The organism is Pseudomonas sp. Mb7 (genome assembly GCF_054790525.1).
The window spans coordinates 4,724,598-4,737,080 of the sequence record NZ_CP186501.1 but is presented as its reverse complement, the minus strand read 5'-3'; the positions used below and the strand labels follow the sequence as shown (position 1 = coordinate 4,737,080).

Annotated in this window: 8 protein-coding genes; 2 read left to right on the top strand and 6 right to left on the bottom strand. The window is 59.6% G+C overall.

Annotated elements, in window-relative coordinates; translation table 11 throughout:
* Nucleotides 1-15: 15 nt before the first annotated feature.
* The 4 genes from ACOYXH_RS21325 to morA all read right to left on the bottom strand — a co-directional run bounded on the left by ACOYXH_RS21325 (nucleotide 16) and on the right by morA (nucleotide 7,796).
* Nucleotides 16-720, bottom strand: a complete 705-nt coding sequence (locus ACOYXH_RS21325) for a FadR/GntR family transcriptional regulator (RefSeq protein ID WP_034153832.1) — start codon at nucleotides 718-720, stop codon at nucleotides 16-18.
* An 86-nt stretch (nucleotides 721-806) separates the two neighbouring features.
* A complete protein-coding gene (locus tag ACOYXH_RS21320) occupies nucleotides 807-2,120 on the bottom strand; it encodes a C4-dicarboxylate transporter DctA (RefSeq protein ID WP_460409933.1) in 1,314 nt (437 codons plus the stop codon).
* A gap of 334 nt (nucleotides 2,121-2,454) precedes the next feature.
* Nucleotides 2,455-3,708, bottom strand: coding sequence for a serine hydroxymethyltransferase (gene glyA, locus ACOYXH_RS21315; RefSeq protein WP_095125462.1), 1,254 nt, complete (start codon nucleotides 3,706-3,708; stop codon nucleotides 2,455-2,457).
* Nucleotides 3,709-3,947: 239 nt separating this feature from the next.
* Complete coding sequence (gene morA / locus ACOYXH_RS21310; RefSeq protein ID WP_095048714.1) at nucleotides 3,948-7,796, bottom strand: cyclic di-GMP receptor MorA; 3,849 nt, start codon at nucleotides 7,794-7,796, stop codon at nucleotides 3,948-3,950.
* A 285-nt stretch (nucleotides 7,797-8,081) separates the two neighbouring features.
* Between morA and ettA the strand changes: the two genes are divergently transcribed.
* Together ettA and gdhA are read left to right on the top strand one after the other, a co-directional pair.
* Complete coding sequence (gene ettA, locus ACOYXH_RS21305; protein WP_007909789.1) at nucleotides 8,082-9,746, top strand: energy-dependent translational throttle protein EttA; 1,665 nt, start codon at nucleotides 8,082-8,084, stop codon at nucleotides 9,744-9,746.
* Nucleotides 9,747-10,096: 350 nt separating this feature from the next.
* On the top strand, nucleotides 10,097-11,434 hold the full coding sequence (gene gdhA, locus ACOYXH_RS21300; protein WP_460409932.1) for an NADP-specific glutamate dehydrogenase: 1,338 nt from the start codon (nucleotides 10,097-10,099) through the stop codon (nucleotides 11,432-11,434).
* On the opposite strand, the gene ACOYXH_RS21295 is transcribed toward gdhA, so the two are convergent.
* Together ACOYXH_RS21295 and ACOYXH_RS21290 are read right to left on the bottom strand one after the other, a co-directional pair.
* Nucleotides 11,431-11,925, bottom strand: coding sequence for a GreA/GreB family elongation factor (locus ACOYXH_RS21295; protein ID WP_095125461.1), 495 nt, complete (start codon nucleotides 11,923-11,925; stop codon nucleotides 11,431-11,433). The two genes, gdhA and ACOYXH_RS21295, sit on opposite strands and share 4 nt — an antisense overlap.
* Before the next feature lie 70 nt (nucleotides 11,926-11,995).
* On the bottom strand, nucleotides 11,996-12,352 hold the full coding sequence (locus ACOYXH_RS21290; protein WP_093434789.1) for a hypothetical protein: 357 nt from the start codon (nucleotides 12,350-12,352) through the stop codon (nucleotides 11,996-11,998).
* Nucleotides 12,353-12,483: the final 131 nt, after the last annotated feature.

Sequence of the window (12,483 nt, the reverse complement as noted above, 5' to 3'; positions counted from 1 at the left end):
TGTCTCCAGTTGGGGTCAGCGACTCAAGTTGTCTTCGGGAATATTCAGCTCAATCCCCATCCGCTGGCCTTCGCGCAAAATGTGCCGACGCATTTCGGCGCTGGCCTGGGCGCTATTCTTGCTGCGGATCGCGCGGACCACCGCTTCGTTTTCTTCCAGTCGCTCGGCCAGATGTTCCGGAGAATTACGCAGCACCTCGGCGCTTTGCTTGAGGGCGTTGCTGGTTTGCTGCACCACACTCTGGAAGATCGGATTCGAGGTCAGGGTGAACAGCTCTTCGTGAAAGGCGATGTAGGCGCTGACCCCGGCCTCGCTGTCGCCGGCCTCGAGGGCTTCGCGCATGTCCATCAGGGTCAGGCGCAACTGGCCGACTTCCTTGCTGCTGATCGATTGTGCGACCAGACCGACAATGAACGGCTCAAGGGTGTAGCGCAGTTGCAGCACGTCTTCGAGGCTGGCACCGGCGACTGCACTGTCATGGCTTTGGCTGTCGCTGAGTTGCGCGTCGAGTACGACTACGCCTTTGCCTGGCATCGAGCGTACGAGGCCAAGGGTTTCCAGAACGATCACCGCTTCGCGCAGGCTCGGGCGGCTGATGCCCAGTTGTTCGGCCAGTTCGCGCTGACCCGGCAGCATGTCGCCGGAGCGCCACTGGCCACGGGCCAATGCGGCGCGGAGTTTTTCTACGACTGAGTTGACGACGGTTGATGTGGTTATCAAGGGTCTTGCTCCATTTGCCTGGGGGAGATAGCCGCAAACTCAAGATCAAAAGATCGCAGCCTGCGGCAGCTCCTACAGGGGTTAAATCAGAACTCCTGCTGGTGCGCCGGAGTCGCTGTTTTACGCGGCTGAAAGGTGTAGCCCTGCTGGCCGCTCAGTACTTTGTTGGCTCGCTGTACATCAATGTCTTTTTCCCAACGGGCGATCGCCACCGTGGCGACACAATTGCCGATCAGGTTGGTCAACGCGCGGCCGATGCCCATGAACCAGTCCACGGCCAGCACCAACACCAGGCCGACCACCGGAATAGCCGGGATCGCGGTCAGCGTCGCTGCGAGAATCACCAGTGCCGAACCGGGAATCCCGTGGGCTCCTTTCGAGGTGATCAGCGATACCAGCAGAATCGTCAGCAAATCGGTCATGGCCAGCGGCGTGCCGGTAGCGTTGGCAATGAATACGATGGCCAAAGTCAGGTAGATCGAGAAACCGTCGAGGTTGAACGAGTAGCCGGTCGGAATCACCAGACCCACGGTCGAGCTGCCAATGCCGAGGTGTTCGAGTTTGCGCATGATCTGTGGCAGCACGGCGTCGGACGATGCCGTGCCCATGACGATCAGCAGTTCTTCACGCAGATACTTCAACAGCGGCCACATGCGCAGGCCGGAAGCACGCATCACCAGACCGAGAATCACGCTGATGAATGCGATGCAGGTCAGGTAGAACAAACCGACCAGACTGCCCAGGTGTTGCAGGGAATCAAGGCCATATTTGCTGGTAGTAAAGGCGATGGCGCCGAACACGCCGATCGGTGCCAGACGCACGATCATGCCCATGATCCGGAAGATCACATGGCTGAGTTCGTTGATCAGTCGGGAGATCCCGGAGGCCGCTTCACCGACCAGATTCAACGCGCTGCCGAACAGCACCGAAAACAGCAGAACTTGCAGGATGTTGTTGTCGGCGAAGGCGCCGATCACCGAGGTTGGGATCAGGTCCATCAGGAACTGCGTGGTGGTGTGCATATGCTGGCTGCGTTCGGCGAGATCGCCCATGTCGGCCGCAGACAGTTGCTCGAGATGGATATTCGCGCCGCTGCCGATGCCGGTGCTGAAGGCGAAGACCAGGCCGATCACCAAAGCGATGGTGGTCAGCACTTCAAAGTAGATCACCGACTTGAGGCCGATGCGCCCGACCTTCTTCAGATCGCCGGCACCGCTGATGCCGCTGACTACCACGCAGAACACGATCAGGCCGATGAGCATCTTGATCAGTTTGATGAAGCCGTCGCCGAGCGGTTTGAGCTGGGCCGAGTATTCAGGAAGGGTCAGCCCGCAGACGATGCCGAGCATCAGTCCGAGAACCACTTGGAGGAAGATTGAGCGCGAGCACCATCTGAGCATGGGAGGAATCCTGGTCGGTGTCCTGGCTGCCGTGCGCGTGGCGCATCAGATTCAGGACTTAATTATTGTGGTCTTACCGGTATGTCCAGTGCGGGTGCAGTCTACGCTCGGTTTTTTCGCGATGACAAGTGAAAATATCAAAATTGGCATGACCGGTCTGACCAGTGGCCATAGCCGCGTAGGAGCTGCCGAAGGCTGCGATCTTTTAATCTTGTTTTTAAGATCCAGATCAAAGGATCGCAGCCTTCGGCAGCTCCTACACGGGAAATCAGGGGCGAAAAAAAACCGGCCAATCGCTTGGCCGGTTTTTCATGCTGCGGGTTTAACGTCGCAATTAAGCGCCGTATACCGGCAGTTTCTTGCAGATGGCTTTGACTTTCTCACGAACGGCGTCGATCACCGCTTCGTTGTTCAGGTCAGCCAGGATGTCGCAGATCCAGCCGGCCAGCTCTTTGCACTCGGTTTGCTTGAAACCGCGAGTGGTCACAGCCGGAGTACCGAAGCGCAGGCCGGAAGTAACGAACGGCGATCGTGGATCGTTTGGCACGGAGTTTTTGTTCACGGTGATGAACGCTTTGCCCAGAGCGGCGTCGGCGTCTTTACCGGAGATGTCCTGCTTGATCAGCGACAGCAGGAACAGGTGGTTCTTGGTACCGCCCGAAACTACGTCGAAACCGCGCTCGATGAACACTTCGGCCATGGCCTGGGCGTTCAGCACCACTTGTTCCTGGTAGGCCTTGAACTCAGGCTGCAGCGCTTCCTTGAAGCAGATCGCTTTAGCGGCGATCACGTGCTCCAGCGGGCCACCCTGGGCGCCCGGGAATACCGCGGAGTTCAGCTTCTTCTCGATCTCGGCGTTGGCGCGAGCCAGGATCAGGCCACCACGTGGACCGCGCAGGGTCTTGTGGGTGGTGGTGGTCACGACGTCAGCGAAAGGCACCGGGTTCGGGTAGACGCCAGCGGCGACCAGACCGGCCACGTGAGCCATGTCGACGAACAGGTAAGCGCCGACTTTGTCAGCGATGGCGCGGAAACGCGGGAAGTCGAGAATCTGCGAGTAGGCAGAGAAACCGGCCACGATCATTTTCGGCTTGTGCTCAACCGCCAGACGCTCGACTTCGTCGTAGTCGATCAGGCCGTTGGCGTCGATGCCGTACTGTACGGCGTTGTACAGCTTGCCGGAGGAGGAAACGCTGGCGCCATGGGTCAGGTGACCACCGTGTGCCAGGCTCATGCCCAGAATGGTGTCGCCACCTTGCAGCAGGGCCAGGTAAACAGCGGCGTTGGCTTGCGAACCGGCGTGCGGCTGAACGTTGGCGTAATCGGCGCCGAACAGTTCCTTGGCGCGGTCGATGGCCAGTTGCTCAACAACGTCAACGTACTCGCAACCACCGTAGTAACGCTTGCCTGGGTAGCCTTCAGCGTACTTGTTGGTCAGGACCGAGCCTTGAGCTTCCATCACCGCTGGGCTGGTGTAGTTTTCCGAAGCGATCAGCTCAATGTGTTCTTCCTGGCGCTGAGCTTCTTGCTCCATGGCGGCAAAAAGGTCGGCGTCGTACTTGGCAATAGTCAAATCACGGCTGAACATGGCGGTCCTCAAGGATCGGGGGCAGAAAAGGGGGGCATTCTAACCCAATGGGTTTTGGATGGCATATGAAACGACATCATGTCGCAGACAAGTGGCGTTCATGACAGATGTGCGGTGCTTTTGAAGGCCGCTTCGCGAGCAGGCTCGCTCCCACAGTAATCGAGGCAGGCCTGCGATTTTGTGATCGAAATCAATCCCTGTGGGAGCGAGCCTGCTCGCGAAAGGCGCGCCGCCGATCTTCAGTCGAACATAAAGAGCGCGTCATTACTGAACTGCGCCTCAAACCGTCCCGCCGGCATCGGTCGGCCGAACAGATAGCCCTGAACCTCATCGCAACCATGCTCACGCAAGAAGTCCAGCTGTTCATGGGTTTCCACGCCCTCGGCGATCACCGCCAGATTCAGGCTATGCGCCATGGCGATGATCGCCCGGGCGATCTGCGCGTCTTGCTCACCGGACGGCAAACCATCGACAAAGGTGCGGTCAATCTTCAACACGTCGATCGGGAATTGTTTTAGGTAGTTCAGCGATGAGTAACCGGTGCCGAAGTCGTCGACCGCAATGCTCAGGCCAAGGTTTTTCAGCCCGGCAAGAATCTGCATCGCTTCGCTGACTTCGCGCATCAGAATACTTTCGGTCAGCTCCAGTTCCAGACACGCCGGTGGCAGGCCGGTTTCACGCAGGATTGTGGCGATCCGCGTGCCGAGTTGGCCATCGGAGAATTGCCGCGCCGAGATGTTCACCGACACCTTCGGCACACGCACACGATTCTGGTGCCAGGTCTTCAACTGACGGCACGCCTCGCTGATCACCCAGTCGCCGACGTCCACCACCAGACCCAGCTCTTCCAACACCGGAATGAAATCCCCCGGCGGCACCAGGCCACGGCGTGGATGGCGCCAGCGCAACAGCGCTTCGGCGCCAGTCAGGCGTTTGCCGTCACCGCTGAATTGCGGTTGGTAATACAGGACGAATTCGTTCTGTTCCAGGGCGTGGCGCAAATCGCTTTCCAGTTCCAGACGCTCCAGCGCACTGGCGTTCATGTCGGCCTGATAGAACTGGAAGTTGTTCTTGCCGCGCTCCTTGGCGTGGTACATCGCGGTGTCGGCGTTCTTCATCAACTGGCTGAGTTCGTTGCCGTCCTGAGGACTCAGGGCAATGCCGATACTGGCCGTGACAAAGAACTCGCGACCTTCGAGCACGAATGGCCGCACCAGGCTGCCGAGGATCTGCTCGGCGACATGAATCGCCCGGTTCAGCGCCATTTCGCGGCTGGAGCGATGTTGCAGCAGCAGCGTGAATTCGTCGCCGCCCATGCGCGCCACGGTGTCGTCATCGTCGACGCAGGCCAACAGGCGCGTGGCCATGTCTTTCAACATGCGGTCGCCGGCGGCGTGACCGAGGGAGTCGTTGATCGGTTTGAAACGGTCGAGGTCGAGGAACATCAGCACCACCCACGACTTCTGCCGCTCGGCCGATTGCAGCGCGGTGTGCAGACGATCCTGGAACAGCGTGCGGTTCGGCAAGTGGGTCAGGGCGTCGTAGTAGGCGAGGCGGTGAATCCGCTGCTCGCTGGCCTTGCGCTCGCTGATGTCGCTGAAGAAGCACACGTAACTGGCCAGATCGCCTTCGTCGTCGAGCACGGCGGTGATGCCGACCCACGCCGGGTAATGCTCGCCGTTACGGCGCTTGAGCCAGACTTCGCCTTCCCAGGTGCTGTGCTGATGCAGTTGTTTGAGTACGTAGCGCAGGTGTGCGTCCTGCTGCTCATCAACGGTGAGCATGTTCGGCAATTGGTCGAGCACTTCGCTCACGGCGTAACCGCTGACGCGACTGAAGGCTTCGTTGGCTTGCACGATGTAACCGGCCGGGTCGGTGATCAGGATCGCCGAGGTCGAGTGTTCGAAAACCGTGGCGGCCATGCGCAGGTCTTTCTCTGCGCGGCGCTGCTGACTGATGTCGCGACCGACACCGAGTACGCCTTCAAACGCACCATGTTCGTCCCACACCAGCACCAGACGCAGCTCGATCGGGATCTTGCGGCCATCGGCGCGCAGGCAGTCGAACAGGAACAATTGCGTCTGTACCTGGTTGCGCAACACCGCCAGTTGCTCGGGTTTGTCCAGCGCCTTGCTGACGCGATCCATCAGCGTGTAGATGCCGCTCAGTTGTTGCGGGTTGGCGATGGTCGATTGCCAGCCGTTCTGGAAAATCCACTCAGCGTCATAACCCAGCACGGCCTGCACCGACGGGCTGACGTAGTTCAGCGAGAGCTTGCTGTCGGTGGAGAAAATCACGTCGCTGATGCTTTCGGCAAGCATGCGGTAGCGCTGCTCGCTGTCGCGCAGGGATTCGCTGGCTTCGATCTGTTCGGTGATGTCCTTGGCCACGCCGATGATCCGCGTGACCTGATCGTGTTTGTCCCGGGCCAGCGCTTGTTCGCGAATATCGAAACGCCGCCATTTGCCGTCGCGATGGCGGAAACGCAACTGGCACTGGAGCAACTGACTGTAACCGGCGTGGCGCTGCATCTGCCGCGAGCGATGGTAGTAGTCGGCATCTTCCGGGTGCAGGAGGATTTCCCAGAAATACTCACCCATCTGGTGCAGTTCGGTGCGGTTGTAGCCGAGGGTCTGACCGAGGTGGTGGTTGCTGAAAATCATCCGCTGGCTGATCACGTCCTGCACATACAGGTGATCCGGCACCGTGCGCACCACGTCCGACCAGAAGCCTTCGCGTTCGAGCAGCGACAGTTCGATCAGCTTGCGGCTAGTGATGTCGTTGATGCTGAGAATCACCGCTTTATAGTCGTGTTGCTCGGTCGGCAGACGCAACACCATCCACAGGTGCTGGTCGCGGCCGTTGATGTCCGGCAATTTGATTTCCAGTTCCAGCTGCTTTTGCTGCTGCAGGACGGCGTCGAGCACTTGATTGCCGATGGCGCACTGGCGGTGTGGATGGCCGTCGATCAACAGTTGCCAGGCGTGCTCGCAGGAATTGACATTGAGCAATTGCAGCGCAACCTGGTTGACCTCGGTGACGCGCAATTCCTGCAACAGTTGCTGGCGTTGCGCCGGTTGGTCGAGCCAGGCCTTGAGCTGGTCGCTGGTCTGGATCTGCGCCTTGTCGAAGACCTGCTTCAGGCCGGACAGGTCCAGCACACAGAGGGCCACGCCAGTGCCCTCGAAAATGTCCTGATAACGGCGGCGACCCTCATGCAACTGGCGCTGGCGCCGGCGCATGTTGAGCAGGGCAATCACCGGCAACATCGAGAACGCCAGGCCCAGCAGGCATTTGCCGATGAACGCCGGCAGCAGTTCCTCGAGCACACGCTGGCGGTCGAACAGGCCACGCAACTGCCAGTCGCTGCTGCTCAGCGGCACGGTCAACACCGTGTTGGCCATGTCGTCCGGACTCAAGACGCCGGCCCTGGCCGAGGGCTGCGCTTCGTCGCGGCTGATGATCTGATGGTTGAGGCGGTTTTCCACCAGCCACAACGGGCGGATGCCGGTTTCGCCCTGTTTGGTCAGCGAGTCGAAGAACGTCGGAGTCAGGCGCAATGCCCAATAACCGCGCGTGCTGCCGCTGGCCTGATGCAATAACAGATGCACCACAGAACCGTCGTCGGCGTTGCTGAAGTAATGCGCCTGTGCACGGCTGCGGCGCACCAGTTCAGTGAGGTAGCTGGCGTCGTGGCTGTTGTCGTCACTGTCGCTGATGATTTTGCCGGAAGGGGTGAGCAGGGCCAGGCTGCGCAGGTCAGGCAAGGATTGCTGGAGCTTGCGCAAAAGCACCTGCTGTTCGTCGGCTGATTGCGGTTGTTCGACGATCGGTAGCAGATTGAGGGCGATTTGCGCGTTCAGCGCCATGTTCAGGCTGACCTGCGAGGCGAGGTCTGCGGTGTAATCGATGGTGTACTGGCGCTGGTTTTTCTGGGTTTCGCGCAGTTGATCGAGCAGTTGCCAGAACAGCAACGCGAGCAATAAAAGCACGAGCGTCGCCAGCGCACCCTTTAATGTACCGCGCAGGGACGAGCCGGGCGCCGGTGGGGTGCTGCTCACAGAAGCTGGCGGAGTGACATTGGACAAGCTGTGATCCTGCGATTTGGCTGGACTGGCGCGACGTGCACTATAAGCCGGACGCCCAAAGGGCGGCTAGCATGCCTTGAGTCGTGGCGAAGTGCCAGCCCCGCGCGGCTGGACTGCCACTGGTCAATCAGGTAGCTTTGCCGGTTACGCGGGAGCGTTCCAGCTCCTAGACTCAGACTTTTTCAGCGCGCACGCATTGATAACCATCAAGTGAACGACGCGCATGGTCTGGCCGGGCTTCGCCTGCGCTGCAATCATTCATCTGTCACTGACCCAAGGTTCTCCATGGCTCAATACGTCTTCACCATGCATCGGCTGGGCAAAGTTGTTCCGCCGAAGCGGGAAATTCTCAAAAACATTTCGCTGTCGTTCTTCCCCGGCGCCAAGATCGGTGTACTCGGCCTCAACGGTTCGGGTAAGTCCACGCTGCTGAAAATCATGGCTGGCGTCGACACCGAGTTCGAGGGCGAAGCCCGTCCGATGCCGGACCTGAACATCGGCTATCTGCCGCAAGAGCCACAACTTGATCCAACCAAGACCGTGCGTGAAGTGGTCGAGGAAGCGGTCAGCGTGATCAAGGATGCGCAAGCGCGTCTGGACGAGGTCTACGCCGCTTACGCCGATCCGGATGCCGACTTCGACAAGCTGGCTGCCGAGCAAGCCAAACTCGAAGCGATCCTGCAGGCCAGCGATGGTCACAACCTTGAGCGTCAACTGGAAGTCGCCGCCGATGCGCTGCGTCTGCCGGCCTGGGACGCCAAAGTAGAACACCTGTCCGGTGGTGAAAAGCGTCGTGTGGCCCTGTGCCGTCTGCTGCTGTCCGCGCCGGACATGCTGCTGCTCGACGAACCGACCAACCACTTGGACGCCGACTCGGTGGCGTGGCTGGAGCACTTCCTCCACGACTTCCCGGGCACTGTGGTAGCGATCACGCACGACCGTTACTTCCTCGATAACGTCGCTGGCTGGATTCTCGAACTCGACCGCGGCGCGGGCATTCCGTACGAAGGCAACTACTCGGGTTGGCTCGAAGCCAAGTCCGATCGTCTGGCCGCCGAATCCAAGCAGCAGTCGGCTCACGAAAAAGCCATGAAAGAAGAACTGGAGTGGGTGCGCAAAGGCGCGAAAGCCCGCCAGTCGAAATCCAAGGCGCGTCTGCAACGCTTCGAAGAAATGCAATCGCAGGAATTCCAGAAGCGCAGCGAAACCAACGAGATCTACATCCCGGCCGGTCCGCGCCTGGGCGACAAGGTCATCGAATTCAAGAACGTCACCAAGGGCTACGGCGATCGCGTACTGATCGACAACCTGTCGTTCTCAATGCCGAAAGGCGCCATTGTCGGCGTGATCGGCGGTAACGGTGCCGGTAAGTCGACCCTGTTCCGCATGCTGATGGGCAAGGAAACGCCGGATTCGGGCAGCATCGAAGTCGGTGAAACCGTGCAACTGGCCTGCGTTGACCAGAGCCGTGATGACCTGGATGGCAGCAAGACTGTATTCCAGCAAATCTCCGACGGTTCCGACCAGATCCGCATCGGCAACTACGAGATCCCGTCGCGTACCTACGTCGGTCGTTTCAACTTCAAGGGCGGCGATCAGCAGAAGTTCGTCAAGGATCTGTCCGGTGGTGAGCGCGGTCGTCTGCACCTGGCGCTGACCCTGAAGGAGGGCGGCAACGTCCTGCTGCTCGACGAACCGTCCAACGACCTCGACGTGGAAACCCTGCGTTCGCTGGAAGAAGCCCTGCTGGACTTCCCGGGCGCTGCCATTGTGATCTCTCACGATCGCTGGTTCCTGGACCGTGTGGCGACGCACATCCTGGCGTACGAAGACGACTCGCAAGCGATCTTCTTCGAAGGTAACTACACCGAGTACGAAGCCGATCGCAAAAAGCGTCTCGGCGAAGCGGCTGCCCAGCCACACCGCGTGCGTCACAAGAAACTGGCCTGATATCGGGTTGGTTGCATAAAAGAGCGGAGCCTTCGGGCTCCGTTTTTTTTGCCTGGTTTTTTTCAGCGGGATCGAGGTGTGGCCATCGCGAGCAGGCTCACTCCTACATTTGAAATGCGTTCCCCTGTAGGAGTGAGCCTGCTCGCGATAGCTGTATAACTGGTGGTGCATTTCTTGAACCCAGACTCCCCATTCAGGTGCAAAACAAGCTCAAAAAACCGCCTTATTTATATCCTGTGCACCATTTAATTTCATAACTGCGACATTTTGCTCTGTTCCTGTGCGCATTTCGTTTGTTACAGTCCAGCCCAATCTCCTCCAACGACAATAAATTTGCCGAGACTTTTCCCATGATCGAATCCGTCGAATCCTTCCTCGCTCGCCTGAAAAAACGCGACCCGGATCAACCCGAATTCCACCAGGCCGTCGAAGAAGTCCTGCGCAGTTTGTGGCCGTTTCTCGAAGCCAATCCGCATTACCTGACCTCGGGGATTCTGGAGCGCATCTGCGAGCCGGAGCGCGCGGTGATTTTTCGCGTGTCGTGGGTCGACGATCAGGGCAAGGTCCAGGTCAATCGCGGTTTCCGCATCCAGATGAACAGTGCGATCGGCCCGTACAAGGGTGGCCTGCGTTTCCATCCGTCGGTGAACCTGGGTGTGCTGAAATTCCTCGCCTTCGAACAGACCTTCAAAAACTCCCTGACCTCGCTGCCCATGGGCGGCGGCAAGGGCGGCTCGGACTTCGATCCGAAGGGTAAGAGCGACGGCGAAGTCATGCGTTTCTGCCAAGCGTTCATGAGCGAGTTGTACCGCCACATCGGCGCCGACGTTGACGTGCCGGCCGGTGACATCGGTGTCGGTGCGCGCGAGATCGGTTTCCTGTTTGGCCAGTACAAGCGCCTGAGCAACCAGTTCACCAGTGTGCTGACCGGCAAGGGCATGACCTACGGCGGCAGCCTGATTCGTCCGGAAGCCACCGGTTTCGGCTGCGTCTACTTTGCCGAAGAAATGCTCAAACGCCGCGAGCAGACCGTCGAAGGCAAACGCGTGGCGATTTCCGGTTCCGGCAACGTTGCGCAGTACGCCGCGCGCAAAGTCATGGATCTGGGCGGCAAAGTGATTTCCCTGTCCGACTCAGAAGGCACGCTGTATTGCGAGGCTGGGCTGAGCGAAGAGCAGTGGCTGGCGCTGCTGGAGCTGAAAAACGTCAAGCGCGGACGCATCAGTGAACTGGCGGCAGCGTTCGGTCTGGAATTCCGCGCGGGTCAGCTGCCGTGGTCGTTGCCGTGCGACATCGCGCTGCCGTGCGCTACGCAGAACGAACTCGACGCCGAAGCCGCGCGCACACTGCTGCGCAATGGCTGCGTGTGCGTAGCTGAGGGCGCGAACATGCCGACCACGCTGGAGGCTGTGGATATCTTTATCGAGGCCGGCATTCTCTTCGCTCCGGGCAAGGCATCCAACGCCGGCGGTGTGGCGGTGAGTGGCCTGGAGATGTCACAGAACGCCATGCGCTTGCTGTGGACGGCAGGTGAGGTGGACAGCAAGCTGCACGCGATCATGCAGTCGATCCACCACGCTTGTGTGCACTACGGCGAAGAGAACGGACGGATCAACTACGTCAAAGGCGCGAACATCGCCGGCTTCGTCAAAGTCGCCGACGCAATGCTCGCGCAGGGCGTGGTTTAAGCCGGTTCGATGCGGATCACTTCAATCACTTGATCGCCGGCGGGGCGCTGCCAAAGCACCTCGTCATTGAGCCGCGCACCCAGCAGCGCGCGGCCCAGCGGTGAGCCCCAATTGATCAGGCCTTTGCTCGCATCGGCCTGATCTTCGCCGACCAGTTGCACCCGGCGTTCGGTGTCGTGTTCGTCGGCGTAGGTCACCCAACTGCCGATCTGCACTTTGTCGGTGGAGGTCGCGGCAACCGCGACTTGTGCGCTGCTCAGGCGCTGATTGAAATAACGCAAATCACGTTGCAGATCCGCCAGCCGTTGCTTGTCGGCCTGCTCACCTCTGGCTGATTGTTCGGCATGCAGGGTTTGCAGTTCGGCGACTTTTTCCTGCAACTGCGCCAGCCCTTGCGCGGTGACGTAATTGGGCTGCTCGCTGACCTGCCGTTCGACCGGCTGATCGGCTTGCGCGGCGGCGTTGTCTTCGTTGACGAATGCGCGACTCATGGTGTTCTCCTCGTATGAGGTTTGGGCCATGCTCGCAGGCATTTGGTTTCACTGGATGTCTGGAAACGACCTATTGCGAGCGATAGGCCCGCCCGGCGTCCTGATCTTTCTGTTGCTGCCAGGCGCGCTCGCGTTCGTCCCAATGTTCATTGCGATACTGTTCGCGGTCCTTGTTTTCCAACATTGCCTGACACTGGCGGAAGCCGTCGGTCCAGCCTTCGGCGTATTGCTTGTCCTTGAGATAGCGCGGCACATTCTTGCGAAACTCGCCACTGATCGAACCCGCCGCCTGACGACCGCTGACACAACCGTCATCGAAGCCGTCGGCGAAGGCCGGTGGATAACCCTTGGCGATCAAATCTTCATGGGTGGTCTGGCAACCGCCCAGTAACAGCACAACACCCAGCAAACCCGCACACCGCCACATCGCACTCTCCCGCGCCGGTTCTCGGCTTATGGGAAAGTCTAGAAGCTGATTCGTCGAGCGTTGGTGAAAGGCATGTGAGTAATTCGTTGAGCACCACAAATCCCCTGTAGGAGTGAGCCTGCTCGCGATAG